22 protein-coding genes and 1 tRNA gene are annotated in these 26,733 nt (G+C 32.7%); 17 read left to right on the top strand and 6 right to left on the bottom strand.

The window, feature by feature from the left end; all coding sequences use genetic code 11:
* Nucleotides 1-71: 71 nt before the first annotated feature.
* From Q0822_RS06255 to Q0822_RS06235, 5 genes are all read left to right on the top strand, one after another.
* On the top strand, nt 72-635 hold the full coding sequence (locus Q0822_RS06255) for a phosphoribosylglycinamide formyltransferase (RefSeq protein ID WP_299121556.1): 564 nt from the start codon (nt 72-74) through the stop codon (nt 633-635).
* A 6-nt stretch (nt 636-641) separates the two neighbouring features.
* Nucleotides 642-953: a hypothetical protein gene (locus Q0822_RS06250; protein ID WP_299121553.1), complete on the top strand. Its 312-nt coding sequence runs from the start codon at nt 642-644 to the stop codon at nt 951-953.
* Between the two features lie 29 nt (nt 954-982).
* Nucleotides 983-1,624 (top strand): ribonuclease H family protein, encoded by a 642-nt coding sequence (locus tag Q0822_RS06245; protein WP_299121551.1) that lies wholly within the window; start codon nt 983-985, stop codon nt 1,622-1,624.
* Nucleotides 1,625-1,704: 80 nt separating this feature from the next.
* Nucleotides 1,705-2,631 carry a PfkB family carbohydrate kinase gene (locus Q0822_RS06240; RefSeq protein ID WP_299121549.1) on the top strand — a complete coding sequence of 309 codons (927 nt, stop codon included), beginning with the start codon at nt 1,705-1,707 and terminating at the stop codon, nt 2,629-2,631.
* Between the two features lie 41 nt (nt 2,632-2,672).
* Complete coding sequence (locus Q0822_RS06235) at nt 2,673-4,571, top strand: amidophosphoribosyltransferase (protein ID WP_299121547.1); 1,899 nt, start codon at nt 2,673-2,675, stop codon at nt 4,569-4,571.
* A 566-nt stretch (nt 4,572-5,137) separates the two neighbouring features.
* Here the strand turns inward: Q0822_RS06235 and Q0822_RS06230 are convergent.
* Nucleotides 5,138-5,746, bottom strand: a complete 609-nt coding sequence (locus Q0822_RS06230; RefSeq protein ID WP_299121545.1) for a superoxide dismutase — start codon at nt 5,744-5,746, stop codon at nt 5,138-5,140.
* A gap of 113 nt (nt 5,747-5,859) precedes the next feature.
* On the opposite strand from Q0822_RS06230, the gene Q0822_RS06225 reads away from it, so the two are divergent.
* The 5 genes from Q0822_RS06225 to Q0822_RS06205 all read left to right on the top strand — a co-directional run bounded on the left by Q0822_RS06225 (nt 5,860) and on the right by Q0822_RS06205 (nt 15,383).
* Complete coding sequence (locus Q0822_RS06225; RefSeq protein ID WP_299121542.1) at nt 5,860-9,000, top strand: UvrD-helicase domain-containing protein; 3,141 nt, start codon at nt 5,860-5,862, stop codon at nt 8,998-9,000.
* Between the two features lie 34 nt (nt 9,001-9,034).
* Nucleotides 9,035-10,228, top strand: coding sequence for a glycine C-acetyltransferase (gene kbl / locus Q0822_RS06220; protein ID WP_299121539.1), 1,194 nt, complete (start codon nt 9,035-9,037; stop codon nt 10,226-10,228).
* Nucleotides 10,229-10,365: 137 nt separating this feature from the next.
* The gene (locus Q0822_RS06215) at nt 10,366-11,730 is read left to right on the top strand and encodes an OmpA family protein (RefSeq protein ID WP_299121536.1); all 1,365 of its coding nucleotides are present in this window, start codon (nt 10,366-10,368) and stop codon (nt 11,728-11,730) included.
* Nucleotides 11,731-11,793: 63 nt separating this feature from the next.
* The gene (locus Q0822_RS06210) at nt 11,794-14,541 is read left to right on the top strand and encodes a PD-(D/E)XK nuclease family protein (protein ID WP_299121533.1); all 2,748 of its coding nucleotides are present in this window, start codon (nt 11,794-11,796) and stop codon (nt 14,539-14,541) included.
* Nucleotides 14,541-15,383, top strand: coding sequence for an alpha/beta fold hydrolase (locus Q0822_RS06205; RefSeq protein WP_299121531.1), 843 nt, complete (start codon nt 14,541-14,543; stop codon nt 15,381-15,383). The genes Q0822_RS06210 and Q0822_RS06205 overlap by 1 nt, the downstream gene beginning before the upstream one ends.
* 4 nt (nt 15,384-15,387) lie before the next feature.
* Here Q0822_RS06205 and Q0822_RS06200 read toward each other — a convergent pair.
* Nucleotides 15,388-15,461, bottom strand: a tRNA-Ala gene (locus Q0822_RS06200).
* Between the two features lie 3 nt (nt 15,462-15,464).
* Nucleotides 15,465-16,262 carry a universal stress protein gene (locus tag Q0822_RS06195; RefSeq protein ID WP_299121529.1) on the bottom strand — a complete coding sequence of 266 codons (798 nt, stop codon included), beginning with the start codon at nt 16,260-16,262 and terminating at the stop codon, nt 15,465-15,467.
* Nucleotides 16,263-16,297: 35 nt separating this feature from the next.
* Here Q0822_RS06195 and Q0822_RS06190 point away from each other — a divergent pair, with 35 nt between their 5' ends.
* The 5 genes from Q0822_RS06190 to Q0822_RS06170 all read left to right on the top strand — a co-directional run bounded on the left by Q0822_RS06190 (nt 16,298) and on the right by Q0822_RS06170 (nt 19,645).
* Entirely contained in the window at nt 16,298-16,798 is a 501-nt protein-coding gene (locus Q0822_RS06190; RefSeq protein WP_299121526.1) for a GNAT family N-acetyltransferase, read from the top strand.
* On the top strand, nt 16,795-18,129 hold the full coding sequence (locus Q0822_RS06185) for an MATE family efflux transporter (protein ID WP_299121523.1): 1,335 nt from the start codon (nt 16,795-16,797) through the stop codon (nt 18,127-18,129). Before Q0822_RS06190 ends, Q0822_RS06185 begins: the two co-directional genes overlap by 4 nt.
* A gap of 24 nt (nt 18,130-18,153) precedes the next feature.
* Complete coding sequence (locus Q0822_RS06180) at nt 18,154-18,330, top strand: hypothetical protein (protein ID WP_299121520.1); 177 nt, start codon at nt 18,154-18,156, stop codon at nt 18,328-18,330.
* Between the two features lie 99 nt (nt 18,331-18,429).
* The gene (locus Q0822_RS06175; protein WP_299121518.1) at nt 18,430-18,882 is read left to right on the top strand and encodes a 6-carboxytetrahydropterin synthase; all 453 of its coding nucleotides are present in this window, start codon (nt 18,430-18,432) and stop codon (nt 18,880-18,882) included.
* Nucleotides 18,875-19,645 (top strand): UDP-2,3-diacylglucosamine diphosphatase, encoded by a 771-nt coding sequence (locus Q0822_RS06170; protein ID WP_299121516.1) that lies wholly within the window; start codon nt 18,875-18,877, stop codon nt 19,643-19,645. Before Q0822_RS06175 ends, Q0822_RS06170 begins: the two co-directional genes overlap by 8 nt.
* On the opposite strand, the gene Q0822_RS06165 is transcribed toward Q0822_RS06170, so the two are convergent.
* From Q0822_RS06165 to Q0822_RS06155, 3 genes are read right to left on the bottom strand one after another with little or no spacing between them, the layout of a single operon-like run.
* A complete protein-coding gene (locus tag Q0822_RS06165; protein ID WP_299121513.1) occupies nt 19,642-20,916 on the bottom strand; it encodes an MFS transporter in 1,275 nt (424 codons plus the stop codon). The genes Q0822_RS06170 and Q0822_RS06165 overlap by 4 nt on opposite strands.
* A gap of 3 nt (nt 20,917-20,919) precedes the next feature.
* The gene (gene recJ, locus Q0822_RS06160) at nt 20,920-22,611 is read right to left on the bottom strand and encodes a single-stranded-DNA-specific exonuclease RecJ (protein WP_299121510.1); all 1,692 of its coding nucleotides are present in this window, start codon (nt 22,609-22,611) and stop codon (nt 20,920-20,922) included.
* A gap of 15 nt (nt 22,612-22,626) precedes the next feature.
* Entirely contained in the window at nt 22,627-23,064 is a 438-nt protein-coding gene (locus Q0822_RS06155) for an OsmC family protein (RefSeq protein WP_299121508.1), read from the bottom strand.
* Between the two features lie 68 nt (nt 23,065-23,132).
* On the opposite strand from Q0822_RS06155, the gene Q0822_RS06150 reads away from it, so the two are divergent.
* Both Q0822_RS06150 and Q0822_RS06145 read left to right on the top strand, forming a co-directional pair.
* A complete protein-coding gene (locus Q0822_RS06150; RefSeq protein ID WP_299121506.1) occupies nt 23,133-23,735 on the top strand; it encodes a carboxymuconolactone decarboxylase family protein in 603 nt (200 codons plus the stop codon).
* A gap of 200 nt (nt 23,736-23,935) precedes the next feature.
* Nucleotides 23,936-26,731 (top strand): carboxypeptidase-like regulatory domain-containing protein, encoded by a 2,796-nt coding sequence (locus tag Q0822_RS06145; protein ID WP_299121503.1) that lies wholly within the window; start codon nt 23,936-23,938, stop codon nt 26,729-26,731.
* The last annotated feature ends 2 nt before the right edge of the window (nt 26,732-26,733 follow it).

Raw genomic sequence — 26,733 nt, 5'->3', positions numbered from 1 at the left:
TTTGGTTTTGCCCTAATTGTTAATTATTATTCTTTTTTTTGTTTGAATAATATAACATTGATAGCTTGTAAATGAAACGTGTGGTAATTTTTGCGTCCGGAAGTGGGAGTAATGCTGAAAATTTGATAAAGTTTTTTCACAACAGCGATAATGCGTCTGTTATTCAGGTATTAACTAACAATCCTCATGCCAAAGTATTGGATCGTTGTAAAAAACTGAATATTAGCGCCTTATCTTTTAATAGAATCGCTTTTTCAAAATCTGAAGACGTTTTAAATATTTTAAAAGCTTCTCGACCAGACCTAATTGTACTAGCAGGTTTTCTTTGGAAATTTCCTGAGTTTATACTAAAAGAATTTGAAAACAAAGTTATAAACATTCATCCCGCTTTATTACCGAAATATGGTGGAAAAGGTATGTATGGTATGCATGTTCATGAAGCTGTAGTTGCAAATAAAGAAACTGAAACTGGGATTACAATCCATTATGTGAATGAGAATTATGATGAAGGAGCTATTATTTTTCAGACCAAATGTGATGTTTTACCATCGGATTCTGCCGAAGATGTCGCTGGGAAGATTCATTTGTTAGAGATGGAACATTTTCCGAAGGTGGTTGATAGATTATTAAAGTAATTAGTAATGTATTCTAAAAACATAAAAGGTAAGTTTAATGTTATTGAAAGCTTTGCTATTAGATCAAAAGACGAATTTTATTTAATAGGAAGTCTTACTGAGGGAGAAATTCAAAAAGAATGGTTTGTGAATGTTGTATTGAATAGCTCACTATCTTTAACTTTGAGAATCTTTAATATTGATGAAATAGAAATTTCTGGGGAAGAAGAAAAATATAAACTTTTGTCTATTTCTGGAGATAATGAAACTTTAGATATATTACTTGGTCTTAACATTGGTAATGAAGATGTTAATATAACATTAGAAGGAAGCGATTAATAAGATTCCTGCCTTCGCAGGAAGTAAACATGAGTAAAAAAAAGAAAAAATATTACACCGTTTGGAAAGGTCACAAAACCGGAGTGTTTGAAAAATGGGATGACTGTAAAGCTCAAATAAAAGATTTTAAAGGAGCACAATATAAATCGTTTTCAACTTTTGAAGCTGCAAAAAAAGCACTGAAAGGAAACTATAAAGATTATGTAGGAAAATCTAAATCCTTTAAAAGCGCACTTACCGAAGCACAACTCAAAAAAATAGGAAAGCCTAACTATAATTCTATTTCTGTAGATGCCGCATCAAGTGGAAATCCTGGTAAAATGGAATATAGAGGAGTTGATACAAAAACAAAAAAGCAACTTTTTATTCAGGGTCCTTTTGAAGAAGGAACGAATAACATTGGTGAATTCTTAGCCTTGGTACATGGCCTAGCTTTTTTAAAACAGCATAAAAGTGATCGTATTATGTACACAGACTCTAAAACAGCAATGAGTTGGGTTAGAAAAAAGATGTGCAACTCTAAGCTAGAGCGAAATGAAAAAAACAAACCTGTTTATGATTTGATAGATCGTGCTATACAATGGCTAAAAACAAATGAATATTCTACAACTATTGTAAAGTGGGAAACAAAAGCTTGGGGAGAAATTCCTGCAGATTTTGGGAGAAAATAATATGCATTTAAAAGGCGAAAATCCCTGTTTCAAAAGGAATATATTTTATGTACTTTTGCACCTTAATTTAAACTTAGGTAATGAGTAAATTAGTGATTGTTGGTACTGTAGCTTTTGACGCTATTGAAACACCCTTTGGTAAAACCGACAAAATTCTAGGAGGTGCAGGTACTTTCATAGGTTTAGCAGCTTCTAATTTTAATGTAGACTCCGCAGTAGTATCCGTTGTGGGTGGAGATTTTCCTCAAGAATACTTAGACTTAATGTCTGATAAAAACATTGATGTTTCTGGTATTGAAATTGTAAAAGACGGTAAAACCTTCTTTTGGAGTGGTAAATATCATAACGATATGAACTCTCGCGACACCTTAGCTACTGAACTAAATGTACTCGCAGATTTTGAACCTGTGGTTCCTGAAAGTTATAAAGATGCTGAAGTTGTAATGTTAGGAAATTTGCATCCTTTAACCCAAATGAGTGTTTTAAACCAAATGTCTAAAAAACCCAAGCTGGTTATTCTAGATACTATGAATTTTTGGATGGATTGTGCCCTAGAGGATTTACACAATACTATTAAGCATATAGATGTCATTACTATAAACGACGAAGAGGCTAGGCAATTAACTGGAGAATATTCATTAGTTGTTGCAGCAAGAAAGATTCACAACATGGGTCCAAAATATGTAGTAATTAAAAAAGGAGAACACGGAGCTTTGTTGTTTCACGACGATAATGTGTTTTATGCTCCGGCTTTGCCTTTAGAAGAGGTATTTGATCCAACTGGCGCTGGTGATACTTTTGCTGGTGGTTTTGCAGGTTATTTAGCGAAAACTGGTGATTTTTCTTTTGAAAATATGAAGACTGCTGTTATCTATGGTTCTACATTAGCATCTTTCTGTGTAGAAAAATTTGGCACTGAGCGCATGCAAAATTTAACAGATAAAGAAGTTTATAAACGTTTAGACCAGTTTAAGAGTCTAACACAATTTGATATAGAATTAACTTAAACCGACGCGCTCTAAATTGAGCGCGTTTTTTATTACATAACATGAGTGATGCTTTAAAACATGAGTGTGGTATCGCACTTATTAGACTTTTAAAACCATTAGAATATTACAAGGAGAAATACGGGAGTGCATTTTATGGTGTCAATAAAATGTATTTAATGATGGAAAAACAGCACAACCGAGGACAAGATGGAGCCGGTTTTGCTAGTATTAAATTAAATACCCAACCTGGTGAGCGTTACATTAGTAGAGTACGTTCCATTGCTCAACAACCTATTCAAGATATTTTTGCTCAAATCAATGAACGTATCAATGAGGACTTAACTAAAAATCCGCAATACCAAGATAATGTCGCCTTACAGAAGAAAAACATTCCATACATAGGCGAACTATTATTAGGTCATGTTCGTTATGGAACATTTGGTAAAAACAGTGTAGAAAGTGTACATCCATTTTTAAGACAAAATAACTGGCAACATAGAAATCTTATTGTCGCTGGAAATTTTAACATGACGAATGTCAATGAGCTTTTCAATAATCTTATTGAGATTGGTCAGCATCCAAAAGAAAAAGCTGATACCATTACTGTAATGGAAAAAATTGGTCATTTTCTAGATGATGCTGTTGCTAAAATATACAAAGATCTTAAAAAAGAAGGCTACAATAAAAATGAATGTTCGCCACTTATTGCCGAGCGCTTAAAAGTTGCCAAAATTTTAAAACGTGCTGCGAAAAACTGGGATGGAGGTTATGCTATGGCTGGTTTATTAGGTCATGGAGATTCATTTGTATTGAGGGATCCCGCTGGTATTAGACCAGCTTATTATTATAAAGACGATGAGGTTGTTGTTGTAGCCTCAGAACGACCTGTGATACAAACCGTGTTTAACGTACCCTTCGAAGCTGTTAAAGAGTTAGATCCAGGACATGCTATAATTACTAAAAAGTCAGGTTCAACATCAATTAAAAAAATACTAGAACCTTTAGAACGTAAGGCCTGTTCTTTTGAGCGCATATACTTTTCAAGAGGGAGTGATGCAGAAATTTACAAAGAACGTAAAGAACTTGGTCGCTTATTAATGCCAAAAGTTCTTGAAGCCATAGATAATGATACTGAAAACACGGTTTTCTCATTTATACCAAATACAGCAGAAACATCATTCTTTGGTATGATAGATACTGTTGAAGAACATCTTAATCAAAAGAAAACAAATGCTATTCTTAATGGTCAAAGAGAATTATCTGCTGAAAAAGTTAAACAAATTTTATCTGAGCGCCCAAGAATTGAAAAAATAGCTGTTAAAGACGTAAAGCTCAGAACCTTTATCACTGAAGATAGTAGTAGGGACGATCTGGTTGCACACGTTTACGATGTTACTTACGGAGTCATTAAGCCTACTGACAACTTAGTTATTATTGACGATAGCATTGTAAGAGGAACTACACTTAAAAAGAGTATCATCAAAATGATGGATAGACTTAACCCAAAGAAAATAGTTGTAGTGTCTTCCGCGCCACAAATACGCTATCCTGATTGTTATGGAATTGATATGGCAAATCTAGAAAGCTTAGTGGCTTTTAGAGCCGCACTAGCACTATTAAAAGACTACGATCAATATCATATAATAGAAGAGGTTTATAAGAAGTGTGTTACTCAGATAAGTTTGAATGATAAAAATGTCGTTAATTATGTGAAAGACATTTACAATAATTTTACAGACGAACAAATCTCTGATAAAATTTCAGAATTACTTAGTGACGAAGACGTTAACGCTGAAGTGAAAATTATTTTTCAACCTGTAGAAAATCTCCACAAGGCTTGTCCTAAAAATTTAGGTGATTGGTATTTTACTGGTAATTATCCAACAGCTGGTGGTAATAGAGTTGTTAACAGAGCCTTTATTAACTTCTACGAAGGAAATAAGGAGCGCGCTTACTAAATAACACCCCAAAATAGCGTTTAATCCGAAAAAATGTGTATTTTATCCGAGAAATATGTATTTCGTCCAATATATGTATTGATTTAACAAATAACATTTACATTGGTCTCACCATAACATAAGTAGGTTAAGTTCATGGTAGATTTGGGGCAAAAAAAGGTGAACTTAGTTCACCTTTTTTTATTAGTCTAATTTAAAGTTTTACTTTAAGTAATTAATTCAATTTAGAATATGTTTTTACTCTTATTGAATTGTAATCGCAGTATTTTCCACTGTTAGACTAATATATAGGTCGTTTGTCCAAAAAATTGAATGGTTAAAATAATGTAAACTTATATTTGAATCACCATAACATAAGTAGGTTAAGTTTATGGTAGATTTGGGGCAAAAAGGGTGGACGTCTGTTCGCCCTTTTTCATGCCCAATTTCAAATAATGAGAAACAAATATTTCAATAAAACATAAAAAATCCGAGCCTTTAAAAGACTCGGATTTTTTTATAATAGTATTACCTAAAAATTAAAGTTGCTGCAATAAATTCAGCACTTTATCTAGGAAAGAGAAAGATTATTTGGCTTCAGCATATCTTCTTTCGACTTCATTCCAGTTAATAACATTAAAAAATGCTTCAATATAATCTGGTCTTCTGTTTTGATAGTTTAAATAGTACGCATGCTCCCAAACATCTAAGCCTAGTATTGGTGTTCCACCACATGTTACTCCAGGCATTAAAGGATTGTCTTGGTTTGGAGTAGAACAAACTTCAACTTTTCCTCCTTTGTGAACACATAGCCAAGCCCAACCTGAGCCAAACTGTGTTGCGGCAGCTTTAGAAAAAGCATCTTTAAACGCATCAAAAGATCCAAATTCTGCTTCGATCGCATCTTTTAAATCCCCAGACAAACGGCCTTTTCCTTCAGGATTCATAACATCCCAAAATAAGGAATGATTATAAAATCCGCCACCATTATTTCTTACACCGCTGTTATTCATATCTAAATTGTTGAGGATATCTTCTATAGATTTACCTTCTAAATCTGTTCCCTCAATCGCCGCATTTAGTTTAGTAGTATATCCATTATGATGCTTTGTATGATGAATCTCCATTGTGCGAGCATCTATGTTTGGTTCTAAAGCGTCATAAGCATATTTTAATTTTGGTAATTCAAAAGCCATAATATTTTGTGTTTTAAGTGTTAATGTTTCTATTTTAACAAATTTACAATTTTGAAAACAAGATTTACTTAATAAATTATTAAGATTCCCTATTTTGGTATAAAATTTATCTTTTGCAAAACTCAGACTATAAAATATATAATGCTTCCGCAGGTAGTGGAAAAACATTCACATTAGCAAAAGAATATCTAAAAATTCTGATTAGGTCTAAAAACTATGACCAGTTTAAATACATTTTAGCAATAACTTTTACCAACAAAGCAGTTGGTGAAATGAAAGAGCGTATATTGGAGATGCTAAAGTCTTTTTCGGATGAACAAAATTTAGCCAATCCACACCCTATGTTTGAAGCGATATGTGAAGAATTATCGATTCAACCCGAAATTCTTTATAGTAAATCAAAACATATTCTTAAGCACATAATTCATAACTATGGTGCTTTCGATATTTCTACTATTGATGGCTTTACTCACAGAGTAATAAGAACCTTTGCTCACGATCTAAAACTACCTGTAAATTTTGAAGTTGAACTTGACCAGGAACGTCTATTAAATGAAGCTGTAGACAGTCTTATAGCAAAAGCGGGAAGTGATAAAACGCTAACCAAAATTTTAGTAGATTTTGCTATAGAAAAAGCAGATGATGACAAAAGTTGGGATATTAGTTACGACTTCAATAAAATTTCAAAACTCTTGGTTAATGAAAATGATCTCAAGGAAATTGAAAAATTAAAAGGCAAGACTCTTCAAGATTTTAATACTTTAAAAGAACAATTATTAAAACAGATTTCAGAGACCGAACAAGCCATAAAGTCTTTAGCAAGTTCTACCTTAAAATTAATTGAAGAAGCTGGTTTGGAAAACAGCGATTTTTCTGGTGGTAAAAACGCCTATCTGCCCAATTATTTTTTAAAACTGCAGCAGCTTAATCTCGATATTAATTTTAGCGCTGCTTGGATAATAAACTTAGAAAATAAGCCTCTATATCCTCAAACCTCAACAACTGATGAAATAAAACAGATTTTAGATGCTCTTCAACCAGAAATTATTACGGCTTTTAATACCTCACAAGATTTTGTTTTTAAGATTAAATTCTTAAAATCCGCCTATAAAAATATCACTCCACTTTCAGTTTTAAACGCAATTCAGAACGAATTAAATAGTCTAAAAGAAGAGCAAAATAAAATGCTTATTTCAGAATTTAATAAAATTATTAGCAATGAAATAAAAGATCAACCTACCCCTTTTATTTATGAACGATTGGGTGAAAAATTTAAACATTATTTTATTGATGAGTTTCAGGATACTTCAAAAATGCAATGGGAGAACTTAGTGCCTTTACTAGATAGTGCTCTCTCAGCTACCAATGGCTCAACAATGCTGGTTGGTGATGCCAAACAAGCCATTTATAGATGGAGAGGTGGTGAAGCAGAGCAATTTATACATCTCTATAATAAAACCGAAAATCCATTTCAGATTGAGGCGGATGTGCTTTCTTTAGAAACTAATTACAGAAGTGCTAAAGAAATCATCTTATTTAATAATTCGTTTTTTGAATTTTTGAGCGAACAACATTTTAATGATTCAAACTATGCAGAACTCTTTGGAAAAGCAAAACAAAAAACTTATAGCGAATCTGATGGTTATGTAGACCTTAATTTCTTAGATATTAAAAAAGACGAAGATTCTGCTGAATTATATGTTTCAAAAGTATTAGAAACTATAAATCAGTGCTTGAGGGACGGTTTTTCTTTAGATGATATTTGTGTTTTAGTAAGAAAGCGAAAAGAAGGAGTCGCTGTTGCAAATCACCTAAATGAAAATGGTGTTAATATAACCTCGTCTGAAACACTTCTACTCAAAAATTCTAAAAAAATCATTTTTATTGATTCTTTCTTAAAACTACTGCTTCAACCGAATAACGATAGTCTCAAAGTTAAGTTTCTTTCATTTATTGCCGAACAACACCAAATTGAAGACAAGCATCATTTTTTTAGTTCATATCTAAAGAAAAATATAGACGATATGTTTGATGGATTAAAGCCTTTGAACATTTTTATAAACAAAGATGAGCTCCTTCAACTACCGCTATATGAACTTTTAGAACAAATCATTAGGGTTTTTAATCTAAATAAAAATTCTGATGCCTACCTTCAGTTTTATATGGATGTAGTTTTAGAATTCACACAAAAACAAAATTCAGATTTAGGTGCCTTTATTGATTATTTCGGAAAGAAAAAAGATAAACTAAGTGTTGTTTCTCCAAGTCATACTAATGCTGTTAAAATTATGACCATCCATAAGGCCAAAGGCTTGGAGTTTCCTGTAGTAATATTTCCATTCGCCGACCTTAATATTTATAAAGAACTGGAACCCAAAATTTGGTTTCCAGTAAAAAAAGAAGACTTCAGCGGTTTTGATACTTTGCTTCTTAATTATGGTAAGGATATTGAACACTTTGGAGATGTAGGCAGTGACTTATATCAGAAACATCAGTCCAAACTAGAGTTGGACAATATCAATTTACTTTATGTAGTTTTAACTAGAGCTATAGATCAATTATATGTAATTTCAAAAAAAGATATTAGTAACAAAGGGTTGGTAAATGAAAAAACATATGCTGGTCTTTTAATTTCTTTCTTGCAACAACAAGGTAAATGGTTAGACAATCAATTAAGATATAGTTTTGGTGTACAAAAAACTTATAAGCATATTTTAAAAGCAGAAGAATATTTAGAACCTCTAAATTTAATTTCGGTGCCAAAAGAAGATCATAATCTCAGTATTATTACTAAAGCAGGATTACTTTGGGACACGCAGCAAGAAATCGCCATAGAACGAGGAAATTTAGTACACTTGGTGTTGTCTAAAATTAGAACTAGACAAGATTTTGATTTTGCTTTTAACGATTTGCTAGTTTCTGGAGATATTACCAAAGATAATATTGATGACTTAAAAAATTTAGTTTTAAAAGTAATTGAACACCCACAACTAAATATATATTTTGAAGACAGTTTCACTATTTATAATGAACGTGATATCATTACCAGTTCCGGTCAGTTATTGAGACCCGATCGCATCAACATCAATTCTAAAAATGAAGCTGTAATTCTTGATTATAAAACTGGTGATTCTGAAAGTTATCACAATGCACAACTTAAGGATTATGAAGCTGTCTTAAATCAGATGAATTTAAAGGTTACCAACAAAATACTAGTTTATATAAATGACACAATTGAGGTTATTAAGGTCTAATTTTTCATAGTATCTTTGATTAAAATTTAAAACTATGTACGGAGATATAAAAACTCATTTACAAAAAGAAATTAAATCTATAAAAGAAGCTGGACTTTTTAAGGAAGAACGGATCATTACATCACCTCAAGGTGCTGAAATAACTCTAAATACAGGGCAAAAAGTTTTAAACTTCTGCGCCAACAATTATTTGGGGTTATCATCACATCCTGAAGTTATAAAGGCTGCAAAAGATACTTTAGATTCACATGGGTTTGGTATGTCATCTGTAAGATTTATTTGTGGCACACAAGACATTCATAAAGAACTTGAACAAAAAATTGCTGACTTCTATGGCACAGAAGACACCATACTTTATGCAGCAGCTTTTGATGCCAATGGAGGAGTTTTTGAGCCTTTATTGACGGCAGAAGATGCTATTATTTCGGATGCTTTAAATCATGCTTCAATTATTGACGGTGTAAGACTTTGTAAAGCGGCTAGATATCGCTACAAAAACAATGACATGGCAGATTTAGAGGTGCAGTTAATTGCCGCTAACGAAAATGGAGCACGTTTTAAAATTATTGTAACAGATGGTGTATTTTCTATGGATGGCTTAGTGGCTCCATTAGATAAAATATGTGATTTAGCAGATAAATATAATGCAATGGTAATGATTGACGAATGCCACGCTACTGGTTTTATCGGAGAAACTGGTATTGGTACTCTCGAAGAAAAAGGTGTATTAGGAAGAATCGATATTATTACTGGTACTTTAGGGAAAGCAATGGGTGGCGCAATGGGTGGATACACTACGGCGAAAAAAGAAATTATAGAAATTCTGCGTCAACGCTCTAGGCCTTATTTATTTTCTAATTCCTTAGCTCCAGCAATTGTAGGAGCTTCTATCAAAGTTTTTGATATGCTCAAAAACAACACTTCATTAAGAGACAAAGTAGATTGGAACACAAAATATTTTAAAAAAGGAATGAAAGAAGCAGGTTTTGATATTGTTGATGGCGATTCTGCTATTGTTCCAGTAATGCTATATGATGCAAAACTTTCGCAAACTATGGCAAATATGCTATTAGAGGAAGACGTTTACGTTATTGGTTTTTTCTATCCTGTAGTTCCAAAAGACAAGGCTAGAATTCGTGTTCAACTATCTGCTGCCCATAATAAAGAACAGCTGGATAAAGCAATATCTGCTTTTATTAAAGTCGGTAAACTATTGAAAGTTATCTGAAATCAATCTAAATTTAACTCAATCACTCTATTTTAGGGCGATATCACAATATTTTTTTATATTTGTCTTTGTTAATAATATTTAACAACTTACTTTTGACAACAATTTAACACTTAAAAATTAAAATTATTAAGAATATGAAAAATCTTAGCAGATTATTTTTTGCAGCAGTGCTTCTTATGAGCTTTAGCACTTCCAATGCTCAAGATCAGAACAATCCATGGGCTATCGAAATTGGAACCAATGCAGTTGATGCTTACCCTGTAGGTGAAGATGCTCCTCAAGGTGATTACTTCAATGAATATTTCAACTTTGGAGATCATTGGAATATTATGCCTTCGCTTTCTTCAATTTCAGTTTCTAGATACCTTAGTGATGGTTTTGTTTTTACCGCTACAGGTTCATTAAACAGAATTGATAAATTTGGTGATGCTTCAGTAGATGATTTATCTTATTATGGGCTTGACGGTAGAGTTTCTTACAGCTTTATGGATGTCCTTAAGTCTAACACAATCGATCCATATTTAGGAGTTGGTGGTGGTTATTCTTGGTTAGACAACATCGGTGCTGGTACATTAAATGGAACATTAGGAATTAAGTTTTGGATTAGTGAGAAAGTAGGTGTGAATTTTAATTCTACATATAAGCATTCTTTTGAAGATTATTTACCAAAACATTTTCAACATACACTTGGTTTAACATTTAAGTTTGGTGGTACTGACACAGATGGTGATGGTATCTATGACCAAGACGATGCTTGCCCTGAAGAAGCTGGTTTAGAAATCTTTAATGGTTGTCCAGATTCTGATAATGATGGTATTCAAGATTCTAAAGATGATTGTCCAAATACTGCAGGTTTAGCTGAATTTAATGGTTGTCCTGATGCTGATGGTGACGGAGTAGTTGACAAAGATGATAAGTGTCCTGCTGTTGCTGGTTCTAAAGCGTTAATGGGTTGTCCGGATGCTGATGGTGACGGTATCGCTGATGGTGATGATAACTGTCCTAACGAATCAGGTCCTGCAGCTAACAACGGGTGTCCTTGGCCAGATACTGACGGTGATGGTATTTTAGATAAAGATGATAAGTGTCCTAATGAAGCTGGTACAGCTGCAAATAATGGTTGTCCAGAAGTTAAGCCTACAGAAGAAGTAATGGAAACTTTAAATAGCTATGCAAGAACTATTTTATTCGATACTGGTAAAGCATCTTTCAAAAAAGAAACTAATCAAGTATTAGAAGCAATGACTGCTATCTTTAAAGAATACCCAAGAGCAGATTTCGCTATCGAAGGTTATACTGATAGTGTAGGATCTAAGTCTAGTAACCAAGCCTTATCTGAAAGAAGAGCTAATGCAGTTAGAGATTATTTAATTGCTAATGGAATTAGTGCAGATAGATTAACAGCTTCTGGATATGGTGAAGACAATCCTATCGCCAATAACAAAACTAGAGCTGGTAGAAAAGAAAACAGACGTGTAGAGGTGAAGTTGAAAAACTAATTATATCTCTAAAATATATTTTAAAAACGCTCCGAAATTCGGAGCGTTTTTTATTTTTATACAATGGAAGGTTTTATAAAAACTGTATTAATAGATCTTAGAGAAAAAAACCTAAATTTTAAAGATTTATATTTTGTACTTCCTAGTAAGCGCGCAGGTGTATTTTTAAAACATCACCTTTCTACTTTATTAAGTCAACCTATTTTTTCACCCCAGATTCTAAGTATTGAAGAATTTGTTGAAGAACTTTCTGGTTTACAAACTTTACAAAATACAGACTTACTATTTAAACTATACGAAACCTATATTTCACTCACTAAAAAAGAAGATCAAGAGCCTTTTGACACGTTCTCTAAGTGGGCACAAATTCTATTACAAGACTTTAATGAAATTGATCGCTATCTTATATCACAAGAACATATATTCGATTATCTACATGCTATAAAAGAACTCAATCATTGGTCTTTAGAAACCGAACAGACCAATTTAGTAAAAAATCACTTGAAGTTTTGGAAACATCTTAAAGAGTATTATCAAGTTTTTACCGAAAAACTACTTCAAAACAAACAAGGGTATCAAGGTTTAGTCTATAGAGAAGCATGTGATAATCTAGAAGCATATATTGAAAATAATGATGGTAAAAAGCATATTTTTTTAGGCTTTAATGCCTTAAACGAATCAGAATCACAAATTATACAAGGTTTGCTTCAAAGTGATTTAGCACATATATATTGGGATATAGACGAAACATTCATAGATGATCCAATACATGATGCTGGATTATTTACAAGAATGCACAGAAACTCATGGAACTACTTTAAAAAACAACCCTTTAATTGGGTCTCATCTCATTACAATGAGGAAAAGAATATTCATGTTGTTGGAATACCCAAGCTTATTGGGCAAGCAAAATATATTGGAAAACTATTAGAAGACATAAGTCAAACCAATAAAAATCTTTCAAGTGTAGCTGTAGTATTAGGAGAAGAAAATCTTTTGATACCTGTATTAAATTCTATCCCCAAAACTATAGAGAAACTTAATGTTACCATGGGTTTGCCATTGCAGTTTGTACCATTATCTTCTTTTTTTGAGCACTTATTTGCTGTACACAAAAATATTCCAAATAACTTTTACTATAAAGATGTCATAAGTCTTCTTTCCCATCCATCGATTTATTCACTTTTTGAAGGTAAATCGGTTGGACTAGTAGCTTATATTCAAAAGAATAACCTTGTTTATATTTCTGTTGATCAATTAAAAAAGCGATTAGGTTCACATGCTGAGCTTATCGATTTAATATTTAAATCTTGGGAAAACAATCCTAAAATGGCTTTAAGAAATTGTTCTCGTCTTATTTTTAAGATGAAGGCTCATTATGATATTAACAAAAAAACTAACAGCCTAGAATTAGAATATTTATACCGCTTTAATATCTTATTCAACCAACTTTTAGAATTAAATGACAACTATAAACACCTTAATAGTATTGTAGCCTTATACTCTGTCTATAAAGAGCTTTTAAGCTCAGAAACATTAGATTTTAAGGGTGAACCTTTAGAGGGTCTTCAAATAATGGGGATGTTAGAATCTCGTGTTCTAGATTTTGAAACTATTATCATTAGCTCAGTTAATGAAGGCATATTACCTTCTGGTAAAACAAATAATTCTTTTATTCCTTTCGATGTGAAAGTTGAAAACAACATGCCAACCTTCAGAGAAAAAGACGCTGTTTACACCTATCACTTCTACAGGCTTTTGCAGAGGGCCAAAAATGTATATATTCTTTATAATACTGAGATTGATGCTTTGAAAGGAGGTGAAAAAAGTAGATTTATTACACAGCTAGAGGTTGAGGGAATTCATCAGATAAAAAATATAATAGTTTCCCCTGATTTGCCTGTAATAAAAAAACAATTAACGGAAATTTCTAAAACATTGTCTGTTGCCGAAAAACTAAAAGAGCTCTCTTCTAAAGGGTTTTCACCTTCATCTCTGACCAATTATATCAGAAACCCTATTGATTTTTATTACGAAAAAATTCTTGGCATCAAAGAATTTGAAGATGTTGAAGAAAATATAGCCGCAAATACTTTGGGTTCTGTGATTCATAATACCTTGGAGGACTTTTATAAACCATTGGAAAATGAATTTTTAACAGTAGAAAATTTAGATACCTTTAAAAATCAAATCGAAAAAACAATTGCCAAACATTTTAAAGACTTATATAAAGATGGTGATTTCACCATGGGGAAAAACCTCATCATTTTTGAAATTGCACAACGTTATATTTTCAATTTTTTAAATTCTGAAATTAAAAATCTTAAAGCTGGTAATAAAATAAAAATTCTAGCTATTGAAGCGGAAGAAACTATTGAAATTAAAGTAGAGGGCTTAGATTTTCCTGTCAAATTAAATGGAAAAATTGATAGAATAGATACTTTTAATGGGGTAACTCGAGTTATTGACTACAAGTCTGGAAAGGTTGAGCAAAATAAAGTTGAAATTGTAAATTGGGAAGACTTAACCTCAGACTACAAGAAATATAGCAAGTCGTTTCAAATTTTATGCTACGCTTATATGATGCACCAAAAAAATCGAATTGAGCTACCAATTGAAGCTGGTATTATTTCTTTTAAAAACCTCAATGCTGGCTTTTTAAAATTCGGAAAAAAAGAATCATTTTACAGCAGAACAAAAGACCAAACAATAACTGAAGAAACACTTAATAATTTTGAAATAGAACTTAAAAAACTCATTTTAGAAATCTTTAACCCAGATATTAACTTTATTGAAAAAGAACTCGATTAATGCAAATTGACAGAAACATCATATTAGAGCGAACAGACAAAAAACCTATTCTTATTGACACCTTTTACTCTAAAGATAAAGCCAATCAGCCCATAGTAATTTTTTGTCATGGTTATAAGGGGTTTAAAGATTGGGGTGCTTGGAATTTGATGGCTGAAAAAATAGCCAAAGCTGATTGTTGTTTTATTAAATTCAACTTTTCGCATAATGGAGCCACCATAGAAAATCCCATTGATTTTCCAGATTTAGAAGCTTTTGGTAATAATAACTATTCTAAAGAACTTGATGATCTTAATGATGTGATAGATTGGATTCAAAACCAATTTAAAGACAATTTATATGTAGATGTTAATGAGATTGATTTAATTGGTCACAGTCGTGGTGGTGGCATAGCAATTTTGAAAGCCTCTGAAGACAATAGGATAAATAAACTTGTTACTCTTGCTAGTGTTTGTGATTTTGGAAAACGAACAGCTACAATTGGTGATTTAAAAGAATGGAAAGAAAAAGGAGTAAAATACGTGCTTAATGGGAGAACAAAACAGCAAATGCCTCACTATTATCAATTCTTCGAGGATTTTAAAGCCAATGAAAAAAGACTACACATTGAGTCTGCTATAAAACGATTAAATATTCCCACACTGATTATTCATGGTGATAACGACACCTCAGTATCTTTAAGTGAAGCTGAAGAATTACATAAATGGTATCCTGATAGTCAACTCGAAATTATTGAAGGCGCAAATCATGTGTTTAACACCAAGCACCCTTGGTCTACTGATATTTTATCTCAAGAGTTAAAAAAAGTAGTTGAATTAATTTCAAATTTTATTGTAAAATAAAAAGTGGAGAAGATGGGATTCGAACCCACGACCTCTTGACTGCCAGTCAAGCGCTCTAGCCAACTGAGCTACATCCCCAAATTATTTCAACCCACTTAAAATGAGAACAGGTATTTGAGTGCTATGAAAATCTTTCTTTAAGATGACATTATTCTCCCAGAGCTTCTTAAAAAATCCACGCTTTCGTCTTACTACACATAGCAAATCAGGGTTGTTAGATTTATAGTGTTCTAAAACTGCTTGAAAGGTTGTTGGTTTTTCAGCAATAACAGTCTCACTTACTATTGACTTCAATTCTTCATTGAGCTCAAAATCTTCTTCTACATGATATGCCGTTTTTACCAAAAGTAGATTTACAACAGCCTTAAATTGATTTTTAATCGCAGACAGTGGATATAAAACTCTCTCCTTTTTTACAATTGCAGATTTAATTGCTAGCAATATTTTTCCAATTGGCTTATAGACATAACCTTCTGGCACCACAAGTGCAGGAATTTGAGTTTGCTTTACAATTTTGCCTGAAGTTTGCCCTAAATAAACCTCGTCTTTAACAGAGTTAGTACGAGGTTCTAGAATGATTAAATCGACCTCTAGTGCATCACAAACCTTCTCTATGGTATCTATTAATTTTCCCTTAAAAGTTTTTGTTATAACCTCAACACCTTTAGTATCTACTGAAGCAATATGCTCGTCTAAAAAGGCCCTAGATTCTCTTTCAATTATATGATCTACTTTTATCATAGTGCCAGCTTTAGTGTAAACATTATATATTTGAACAACATATAACTTAGCACCAAATGCTTTTGCAAAGTCTACAGCATATTGTAAATGCGATTTTGCATTTTTAGAAGAACCAACAGGAACTAGTATTGTTTTCATATAAACTAAATTTGATGCAAAAGTAAACATTATAAATGATTCGGAAAGCTACACTATCAGATATCGAACCTATATTAATTATGACCAAGGCTTGTGCTAAAGCTATGAGAGCCAAAGGTATTTATCAATGGAATGAGCATTATCCAAAGGCAAGTGCATTTGAAAACGATATAAAGCGCGATGAACTTTATGTGCTAGAATTAGAGTCTCAAATCGTAGGCTGTATAGTTATTTCAACTTTTATGGATGAAGAATATATCCCTATTAAATGGTTGACACCAAATAAGAATAACATCTACATTCATCGTTTGGCTATCCACCCAAAACATCAAGGTTTTGGTTATGCTCAACAATTAATGAATTTTGCAGAGCAATTAGCTATAGAAAACAGCTATAGTTCTATTCGATTAGATACGTTTTCTCAAAACAAAAGAAATCAAAAGTTTTACGAACTTCGCAGCTATAAACGCTTAGGAGATATTTATTTTCCTAAACAAAGTGAATTTCCTTTTCATTGTTATGAATTAGTCCTTTGAGTACAGCTATTACATTAAAACAAATCAACAAACTTGCCATACCAGCATTAATTTCTGGTGTATCTGAACCTATATTATCTTTAACAGATGCTGCTATTATTGGCAATATGGATTATAATGCCACAGAATCTTTAGCTGCAGTTGGTATAGTAACTACCTTTATGTCTATGCTAATCTGGGTTTTAGGACAAACTCGAAGTGCAATTTCATCTATTGTTTCTCAATATTTGGGAGCTGGTAACATAAATGCAGTAAAAAATTTACCAGCTCAAGCCATATTTTTAATTACCTCTTTAAGTGTTTTAATTATAGCCTTCACATACCCTTTTGCATCTCAAATTTTTAAGCTCTACAACGCATCAGATTTAATTTTAAATTACAGTATAGATTATTATCAAATACGTGTTTTTGGTTTCCCGTTTACTCTTTTCACAATTGCTGTTTTTGGAACATTTAGAGGTTTACAAAACACATATTATCCTATGCTAATTGCTATTGCTGGAGCTCTAGTAAACATTGTTTTAGATGTCGTTTTTGTTTATGGTATAAATGATTTAATCCCAGCTATGCATATTAAAGGTGCTGCTTACGCTAGCGTTATAGCACAAGTTATAATGGCTTTACTTTCGGTATACTATATTCTTAAAAAAACAGAAATTCCGCTTTTAGTCAGATTTCCATTTAATCCAGAAATAAAACGTTTTGCTATAATGATTCTCAATTTATTTGTTAGAACCATTGCTCTAAATGTAGCTTTATATTTTGGGACAAGCTTTGCTACCAAGTATGGCACAACATACATTGCGGCATATACTATAGCTATCAATCTTTGGTTTTTAGGTGCATTTTTAATAGACGGCTATGCAAGTGCTGGTAATATCTTATCTGGTAAGTTATTAGGATCCAAAGATTACAAAAGCCTTATTAACTTGAGTAATAAACTTATTAAATATGGCATTGCAATAGGAATTTTAATCGGTTTAATTGGTACTCTTTTTTATTATTCAATTGGAAATCTATTTAGCAATGATGAAAACGTTTTAAAAGAATTTTATAAGGTTTTTTGGATTATCCTTGCTATGCAACCTTTATGTGCATTAGCTTTTATATTTGATGGTGTTTTTAAAGGTCTTGGGAGAATGAAATATCTGAGAGATGTCCTATTGTTTTCAACACTTTTGGTCTTCATCCCTGTTATTTTTATTACAGACACTTTAGGCTATAAGCTTTACGGTGTTTTTATAGCTTTTACGCTTTGGATTATTGCTCGTGGATTGCCATTAATTATAAAATTCCGTAAAACATTTAAAACACTTGCTCAAAACCCTTAAATTTGGCCTAAATTAAATGTAAAAGTGAATTTTCTTATTTCCATATTTCAAGAAATAAATATTGATGAAAAGCTAAAAGATGCTCCAGACAGCAATTACGGGATAGGTGTTTTTATCGGCACACTTTTACCGTTTTTGATTTTAGTGATTATAGCATATACTATTTACAGATATAATAAAAACAGAATAAAAGACGAATAGAATGGATATTCTTAATTTTTTAGGCGGAAACGGACTATTTCTTATCCTAGGTATTGTCCTTATTGTTGTCTATTTCTATAATCGAAACAAAAGACGCTAATGAGCAATATACGCATTACAAAACAGTTTTCTTTTGAAACTGGTCACGCACTTTATGGTTATGACGGTAAATGTAAAAATGTACATGGTCACAGTTATCGATTGGATGTCACTGTAATCGGTGTGCCAATTTCTGATAACACCAATGTAAAATATGGAATGGTTATAGACTTTAGTGATTTAAAAAAAATCGTTAAAGAAGAAATTGTAAATGTATTTGACCATGCTACTGTTTTCAACAAAAACACACCTCACGTAGAATTGGCTAGAGAGCTAGAAGATAGAGGTCACAATGTTCTATTGGTAGATTACCAGCCGACTAGTGAAATGATGGTTATTGACTTTGCTAAAAAAATTAAACAACGCTTACCAGAAAATATTAAACTACATTCTTTAAAACTACAAGAAACAGCTACCAGTTTTGCAGAATGGTACGCTTCTGATAATGAGTAAAAGCCATCACATAACTATTCCACACGGAAAAAAAATCTACTTCGCTTCAGATAATCATCTCGGTGCACCAACTATGGAAGCGTCTCGTCCTCGTGAAAAAAAATTCGTTGCTTGGTTAGACGAAATCAAGGAAGATGCTGCTGCAATTTTTTTACTTGGTGATTTATTCGATTTTTGGTTTGAATACAAAACTGTGGTACCAAAAGGCTTTACTAGAACACTTGGTAAACTAGCTGAAATAAGTGACTCAGGTATTCCAATTCATTATTTTGTTGGTAACCACGATTTATGGATGAATGGGTATTTTGAAGAAGAGCTCGGTATTCCCGTATATCATAAACCTCGGGAATTTACATTAAATAGTACTTCTTTTTTTATTGGACATGGAGATGGTTTAGGGCCTGGTGACAAAGGCTATAAACGTATGAAAAAGATTTTCATAAGTCCTTTCTTTAAGTGGCTCTTTAAATGGGGACATCCAGATATTGGAATGCGTATTGCACAATATTTCTCGGTTAAAAATAAATTGATTTCTGGTGATGACGATGCTAAGTTTTTAGGTGACGACAATGAATGGTTAGCTGTTTATAGTAAACGCAAACTCCAAGAAAAACATAGAGACTTCTTTATATTTGGTCACAGACACTTGCCTTTAGAAATTCAGCTTAATGAAACGTCTAAATACGTCAACTTAGGCGACTGGATTCAATATTACACCTATGGTGTTTTTGATGGTAAGACTTTTCAGATTAAAAAATACTAAGTGCTTACTTCACTATAATGATCCTCAATATCTTCTTGCAAATCAAGTTCACGTAAAGGCTTATTTTTTGCGCCTATAATAGCAACAATGATTAGCGTTACTGTACCGCCAAGCACTACTGCCAATGGTGCTCCAAAAATTCTTGCTGCTATACCACTCTCTAAAGCACCTAGTTCATTAGAAGACCCAACAAACATAGAATTAACAGCACCTACACGACCTCTCATGTGGTCTGGCGTCTTTAATTGAAGAATAGTTTGTCGTACCACCATAGAAATCCCATCAAAAACACCTGAAAAAAACAACGCAATAACACTCAACCATAACAATTTTGAAGCACCAAAAATTATCATACAAAAGCCAAATCCAAAAACTGAAATGAGTAATTTCTTTCCTGTACTTTTTGTAATAGGGATATATGTTGTCGCTAACATCGTAATTATACTTCCAGAAGATAAGGCAGCATTTAAAAGCCCAAACCCTTTAGGTCCTGCATCTAAAATATCTTTAGCAAATACAGCGAAAATGGCAACTGCACCACCAAATAAAACAGCAATCATGTCCAAGGTTAGCGCTCCTAAAATAACTTTATCGTTAAACACAAAACTAAGGCCTGCTTTAAGGCTTTCTTTTACTGTTTCATTAGAGCCTTTATTTAAAATTGGCTTTTTTGCAATCTGAAAAACCAATACCAAAGCTAGCATTACCAACAAAAATATGATTCCAAGCGTATAATGCACTCCTATCCAAGCAATTAAAAACCCACCACATAATGCTCCGAAAACATTAGCCCCTTTCCATGTACTACTGCTCCATGTTGCCGCATTAGGATATATTTTCTTAGGTACAAGTAATGCGATGAGCGAGAAAATAGTTGGGCCAAAAAACGCTCTCAATACACCTCCAAAAAATACTAATCCATAAATTCCGTATAAGATAGTGGTTGTTTCCCATGAGGATTCTATTGTTTCTGAAGTCAACCAAAACAATCCAAAGCTTATTAAAGAAAATAGTGCAATACATAGTGTAAATAGGTTTCGCTTTTCTTTTTTATCTACTATGTGGCCTGCAAAAGGTGCTAGAAAAAATGCTGGTAAAAATTCACAAAGACCTATAATTCCTAGTGATAAGGGGTCTTTGGTCAAAGCATATACTTGCCACTCTATAACTACAAATTGCATAGACCAGCCTAAAACCAAAGCAAATCGTAATAATAAAAAAATATTGAACTCTTTTATTCTAAGTGCTGCGTATGGATCGTTTTTTACCAATAGTTAGGGTTTAATATCTTTAAGTTTCAACTGCAAACTAACATTGCCATTCCATTGATTTTCATCAATAGAATAGGCTGCGCTAAATGGCTTTCTATTTTTAATGATATCTATTTTATCACCTAATCCAAAACCAATACAGACTATTTTATCGTTAAATGATTGGGTGGCTGTAAATCGTAAATGCTTATCATCTTCTCCAACACATTTTCCCCAACCAGTGTCTTTTATACCTTGAGTCATAAAAGTTGGAGACATATTACCTGGGCCAAAAGGAGCAAATTGTTTGAGAATTCGCATTAATTTATCATTAATATGACCTAAATCTATTTCTAAATCAACTTTTAATTCTGGTGTCAACAGCTTTGGGTCGATGGTGTCTTTAACGACGCTTTCAAACTTTGCTTTAAAAGCGTTATAGTTTTCTGGAAGTAAGGTTAATCCAGCAGCATATTTGTGACCGCCAAATTGTTCAATAAATTCGCTACATGCCTCTAACGCATTATACACATCAAACCCTTTTACGGAACGTGCAGAAGCCGCCAATTTATCTCCACTTTTTGTAAACACTAAAGTTGGTCTGTAATAGGTTTCAATTAATCTAGAAGCTACAATTCCAATAACACCTTTGTGCCAATCTTCATGGTAAACCACAGTTGTAAAACCCTCTTGTTCTTTGTTTTCTCTTATTTGAATTAAGGCTTCTTTGGTAATTCGCTTATCAGTTTCGCGACGATCAGTATTAAATTGATCAATATCTACAGCATACTCAGCCGCCAAATTAAAATCCGTTTCAGTAAGTAAAGTCACGGCGTGATTACCATGTTTCATTCTTCCAGCTGCATTAATTCTTGGTGCAATAATAAAAACGACATCAGTAATGGTTAATTTTTCTTTTTTTACTTCAGCGATAATCGCTTTCATTCCAGGTCTTGGATTAGTATTAATTACATGTAAACCAATATATGCCAATGCTCTATTTTCATCTACAATAGGAACGATGTCTGCTCCAATTGCAGTGGCTACTAAATCGAGATATTCTACTAAATCTTCAACAGACTGCCCTTGGTTTTGAGCTAATGCAGTAATTAATTTAAAGCCCACACCGCAACCGCATAATTCTTTAAAAGGGTAGTCACAATCGTCTCTTTTTGGATCTAAAACAGCAATAGCTTCTGGAAGTTTTTCTGCTGGTCTGTGATGATCACAAATTATAAAATCGATGCCTTTTTTATTAGCATATACCACTTTATCAATAGCCTTAACACCACAATCTAAAGCGATAATTAATGAAAAATCATTGTCATCTGCAAAATCAATTCCTTTATAGGAAACACCATAGCCTTCATCATAACGATCTGGAATGTATGTTGAAATAGAATCAATTCGGGTTTTTAAGTAAGACGACATTAATGCTACGGCCGTTGTGCCATCCACATCATAATCTCCATAAACCAAAATATTTTCACCTTCGGCAATTGCTCTTTCTATTCGAGCAACAGCTTTATCCATATCTTTCATTAAGAATGGATCGTGTAGATCTTCAAAACTGGGTCTAAAAAACGTTTTAGCAGCTTCATAAGTATCGATACCGCGTTGCAAAAGTAAAGTTGCAACAATCTCATCAACTTGAAGTTCTTTTTTTAACTCTTCAACTTTCGAGGGTTCTGGTTTTGGTTTAAGTGTCCAGCGCATAGATATTCTTAAAAATTAAATATTACGCTTGGTTCCTATGTGATAAATAATATTGGTTTTTACATCTGCAAACTGTCGAAACATTTCCATCACACCGCAGTATTTTTCAACTGAAAGATCTACTGCTTTTTCACACTTCTTTTTATTTAAATCTGATCCATAAAAGTGATAATCAACAATAACAGAGTGGTAATATTTAGGATGTTCTTCGGTGAGTTCACCTGAAACTTCAATTTTAAAATCGTCAATATCTTCTTTCATTTTATCTAAAATAGAAATAACATCTAAGGCAGAACAACCAGCTAAAGAAGATAACATCATGGCTTTAGGCGACAGACCGAAACGCTCATCTTGACCTTCAATATCAGTATCCATAACTACGGACTTACCACTTGGGTTGTCCGATTCAAAAGTTAATCCACCCTTCCAATGTGTTGTGATTTTATGTGACATATTTTTTTAGTTTAAATAATAGAACTCCTATCTTGTACAATCAAAAATACGACTTAAAAAAAACAAATATGGCATTAGTAACTCCGTTATCTGCAGAACATGATTTAGAAACCAAAGAATTAGCAGAATTCTTCAATGAAACTCTTGGATTTTGTCCTAATTCAGTCTTAACCATGCAACGCAGACCAGCTATAAGTAAGGCGTTTATAAACTTAAATAAAGCCGTAATGGCAAATGAAGGCAGGGTAACCTCAGCGTTAAAACGTATGATTGCTTGGGTGAGTAGTAACTCAACAGGTTGTCGTTATTGCCAAGCACATGCTATTAGAGCTGCCGAACGTTATGGCGCCGAGCAAGAGCAATTAGATAACATTTGGGAATATAGAACACATCCAGCCTTTTCTGCGGCAGAACGTGCTGCATTAGATTTTAGCTTGGCAGCTTCGCTCGTACCAAATGCTGTTAATGCAGATATTAAAAAGCGTTTATATGAACATTGGGATGAAGGTGAGATAGTAGAAATGCTAGGCGTAATTTCTCTATTTGGATACCTTAACCGTTGGAATGATTCTATGGGAACTAGCATTGAAGAAGGGGCTGTTGAAAGTGGAAACAAATATTTAGGAAAGCATGGTTATGAGGTTGGAAAGCATGATGGGAGTCAATATTAGATTATTAGAGCGTTTTGCTTTTAGATATATTAGATTAAGCCTTACTATTTCTGGTAAGGTTTTTAATTTTAACCACTTCACTCACTCATCTGACCGTTTCACTCATTATCGGTTTTAAGCCCTAGATATCGTATATATATTTGAGTCAACCAACACTTGTACTCATGTATAAAATATCGCTTAAACTAATCTTATTATTAATGTTATTTCCCTTGTTAGGTCTGGCACAAGAAGGTGTCGTAACAGGAACGCTCACTACTGATGATGATGGATTACCATTACCGGGAGCTTCTATCGTCATTAAAGGAACCTCTAATGGAGTACAAACTGATTTTGATGGTAAATACAATATTAAATGTAATGTAGGTGATATAATTGTAATCAGCTATGTTGGCATGACCTCTAAAGAAATAAGAGTCACAGCAGATATGTTTGGAGTAGCGCAGCAAAATTATGTTGAACGCATTCCTGTAAAACCCATTGAAAGTGATGCCTACAATAACGCCTTAAAATCGATTAAAAAACAAAGCTTCAAAACGCTAACCATTGAAGATTCGAAACATACTTATAACAAAAAAGGTTATAATGCTTTTTCGCGTATAAAAGCGATAACTATTAATTCAGAAAACGTCGATCTTACTTATTTTAATCCTGATATTTATTTTCAAGTCGGTGTTAAGTCTAACTTAAGTTTTCGATTTGTAAAAGATAGAAATTTACCAAAATTACAATCGTCTTTTAGTCAAGGTGCTGCAGAAAATGGAGCACTTTATTTTCTAGGACCTGAAACAGGAAATAGCTTTTCGTATGGACCAAATCTAAATACTTTAGAATATGATGGAAGTAATTACAATTTTGATTCTAATGGAAGATTAGTTCCTCTAGGAAGTGGCAATGGTGACTTAGCAAATACGTATAATAACACTATTTTAAATACAGCTATTAACAGGTTCACCAATATCTATTTTAATGTTGACACAGACCGTTGGACTGCTGGTATCGATTTTAGTAATAAAAATACTGAAGATGCTTTTGGCCTTAAGCACAGTAAAAGAGATAATATTGTTCTAAGCTTTGATAATAAGCGTCATTACGACCGTAAACTTACCTGGAAATCCTTCGTTAAACTCAGTAAATGGATAAATAACCAACCCAATATTAATGCGTTTACTAACAACCTCCTTATAAATTCTTGGATAACACCTGTTTCTTTTGAGAATAGTCAAGGAACAGTTTTACTAGATAATAATCAGCGTAGTTTTAGTCCAACAAATTATAATAATCCAGAGTGGTTACTGAACAACAATAAAAACTATGATGCCAATGATTTATTTGTTTTTAGCCTAGAAAATGAATTTAAAATTATTGATGATTTAAGTCTTGAAAGTCAGTTAAATTATAAAACCACAACAAACGAGCAAAATTTTGGGTTAGTTGCAAATACGATTGGGTATGAAGAAGGTTATCTAAGTAACAAAACCATAAAACGTAAGAATTTTAATGTATCACTAAACTTAAACTACAAAAAACATTTAGGCGACTTTTCTATTGACTTACGTTCAGTTGCAAAACTTAGAAACGAAAATTTAGATTATCAATTTAGAGAGTCTGAAGAGTTCAATCCATTTACATTATCAAATCCAAGCAATACGTCCATTGTTGAAAATAAAATATATAGAAATGTACTAAGGCTTAATCAGCTTATTAGAATATCTCGTTCTCGTAATACTGAAATCATCTTTAGTAATAACAGCCACATATCTTCAATTCAAAAAAACAAATTGCTTTTACCAACATCTGTCTTAAAAATAGATTTAACAGATTTTATCGACATCTATGATTTTAATGACATTACGCTTAGCGCTCGTAGTGCTTTTGATGTTAACGAAATGCTTTTGTTTTATAATAATCAGAGTCATAATAGTTTAGAATTATTGCCATCAGAAAGTTTTACTTATACCAGTAATATAGACTTATTTATTAATGAAGATATTGCATTAGAAGAAAAACACGATTATACTTTTAATGCCTTAATTGGTTTTCGTTTATTAGAATTAAATTGGGATTTATCAGCAAGTTATTTTGGTTCAAAAACAAAAGGAAGTGTGTTTCCTGTTTTGGAAAATGGAGTATTTCAACTTCAAAATATAGCTGACATATCTAATAAAGGTTTAGAACTTCAATTAGATGTTAATAAATGGTTTGATGATTTAAAGCTAGAAAGCAGGCTAAGCTTTATGACTAATAAAAATAAAGTAGAACAGCTTTACAGTAACCAAGAACGTATACCAATTGCTGGTTTTAAATCGGTTTCTAAAAATCTCATTGTTGATGAACCCGCTGGAGTAATTGTTGGTTCTGCTTACGCAAGAGATACTAATAATAATATTATTATTGATGCAAACGGATTTCCTGTTGTGGATGCTGAACAACAAATCATTGGTGATCCAATACCCGATTTTACACTTGGATTTTCTAATCGATTAGAGTGGAAACAACTAAAATTCTCTTTCACATTAGACTACCAAAAAGGTGGTGACGTATGGAATGGCACTCAAAATGTTCTCAATTATTTTGGCACATCACAGCAATCTGCTAGCCAAAGAGGTATTACTGATTTTGTGTTTAATGGCGTTAATGAACAAGGAGTTACTAATGACGTTCCTGTGGATTTTTATAATCCAGCCAATGGCATTGAAAATAACCGGTTTGTACGCTATGGTTTTAGTGGAGTTGCTGAGGACGCTATTGAAGATGCTAGTTATCTTAACCTTAGAACAATTGAGTTGTCTTATGATTTTTCTGATAATAACTACAACGCATTCTTTAGAAAGTTTGAAATAGGCATCTATGCCAATAACCTATTCACTATAACTAAATACAGCGGAGCATCGCCATATGCATCACTTTTCGATACCAATTCTGGGCATAATCTTAACTTTTTCAACACTCCGCTTATAACAGAGGTTGGATTAAAAGTCAACTTAAAAATATAATC

It is taken from the genome of uncultured Winogradskyella sp., assembly GCF_947496485.1.
Classification (GTDB): Bacteria; Bacteroidota; Bacteroidia; order Flavobacteriales; family Flavobacteriaceae; genus Winogradskyella.
Note: the sequence above shows the minus strand (reverse complement) of the source record. Positions and strands in the feature narration are given on the sequence as shown.

Coding starts and splice junctions, on each gene's coding strand:
- Q0822_RS06240 (WP_299121549.1), top strand. CDS start 1,705: ATGAGTAAATTAGTGATTGTTGGTACTGTAGCTTTTGACGCTATTGAA.
- Q0822_RS06215 (WP_299121536.1), top strand. CDS start 10,366: ATGAAAAATCTTAGCAGATTATTTTTTGCAGCAGTGCTTCTTATGAGC.
- Q0822_RS06150 (WP_299121506.1), top strand. CDS start 23,133: ATGGCATTAGTAACTCCGTTATCTGCAGAACATGATTTAGAAACCAAA.
- kbl (WP_299121539.1), top strand. CDS start 9,035: ATGTACGGAGATATAAAAACTCATTTACAAAAAGAAATTAAATCTATA.
- Q0822_RS06230 (WP_299121545.1), bottom strand. CDS start 5,746: ATGGCTTTTGAATTACCAAAATTAAAATATGCTTATGACGCTTTAGAA.
- Q0822_RS06175 (WP_299121518.1), top strand. CDS start 18,430: ATGAGCAATATACGCATTACAAAACAGTTTTCTTTTGAAACTGGTCAC.
- recJ (WP_299121510.1), bottom strand. CDS start 22,611: ATGCGCTGGACACTTAAACCAAAACCAGAACCCTCGAAAGTTGAAGAG.
- Q0822_RS06205 (WP_299121531.1), top strand. CDS start 14,541: ATGCAAATTGACAGAAACATCATATTAGAGCGAACAGACAAAAAACCT.
- Q0822_RS06190 (WP_299121526.1), top strand. CDS start 16,298: ATGATTCGGAAAGCTACACTATCAGATATCGAACCTATATTAATTATG.
- Q0822_RS06210 (WP_299121533.1), top strand. CDS start 11,794: ATGGAAGGTTTTATAAAAACTGTATTAATAGATCTTAGAGAAAAAAAC.
- Q0822_RS06235 (WP_299121547.1), top strand. CDS start 2,673: ATGAGTGATGCTTTAAAACATGAGTGTGGTATCGCACTTATTAGACTT.
- Q0822_RS06255 (WP_299121556.1), top strand. CDS start 72: ATGAAACGTGTGGTAATTTTTGCGTCCGGAAGTGGGAGTAATGCTGAA.
- Q0822_RS06245 (WP_299121551.1), top strand. CDS start 983: ATGAGTAAAAAAAAGAAAAAATATTACACCGTTTGGAAAGGTCACAAA.
- Q0822_RS06195 (WP_299121529.1), bottom strand. CDS start 16,262: ATGAAAACAATACTAGTTCCTGTTGGTTCTTCTAAAAATGCAAAATCG.
- Q0822_RS06155 (WP_299121508.1), bottom strand. CDS start 23,064: ATGTCACATAAAATCACAACACATTGGAAGGGTGGATTAACTTTTGAA.
- Q0822_RS06250 (WP_299121553.1), top strand. CDS start 642: ATGTATTCTAAAAACATAAAAGGTAAGTTTAATGTTATTGAAAGCTTT.
- Q0822_RS06145 (WP_299121503.1), top strand. CDS start 23,936: ATGTTATTTCCCTTGTTAGGTCTGGCACAAGAAGGTGTCGTAACAGGA.
- Q0822_RS06170 (WP_299121516.1), top strand. CDS start 18,875: ATGAGTAAAAGCCATCACATAACTATTCCACACGGAAAAAAAATCTAC.